At 59.8% G+C, this 338-nt stretch carries 1 protein-coding gene; it reads right to left on the bottom strand.

Annotation, left to right across the window (positions count from 1 at the left end):
- Positions 1–338, bottom strand: a 338-nt coding sequence (locus tag ACP3VS_RS24370; RefSeq protein WP_426390306.1) for a hypothetical protein, incomplete at both ends; no start/stop codon positions are given.

Genomic DNA, 338 nt, shown 5'->3' on the forward strand with positions numbered 1-338 from the left:
ACGCCAGTAGCGCCGGTAGTTCCAGTAACCCCAGCAATCCCAGTAGAGCCGGTAGTTCCAGTCACGCCAGTAGCTCCAGTCACGCCAGTAGCTCCTGTTACACCAGTAACTCCAGTAGCCCCAGTAGGTCCGATATCACCAGTAGCGCCAGTAGCGCCAGTAGAGCCGGTAGCGCCAGTAGAGCCGGTAGCGCCAGTAACGCCAGCAATCCCAGCAGCGCCAGTGGCCCCGGTAGGTCCGATATTACCAGTGGCACCAGTAACGCCAGTAGCGCCGGTAGTTCCAGTAACCCCAGCAATCCCAGTAGAGCCGGTAGTTCCAGTCACGCCAGTAGCTCC

Source organism: Lysinibacillus sp. VIII_CA, assembly GCF_049943995.1.
GTDB classification, from domain to species: domain Bacteria; phylum Bacillota; class Bacilli; order Bacillales_A; family Planococcaceae; genus Lysinibacillus; species Lysinibacillus pinottii.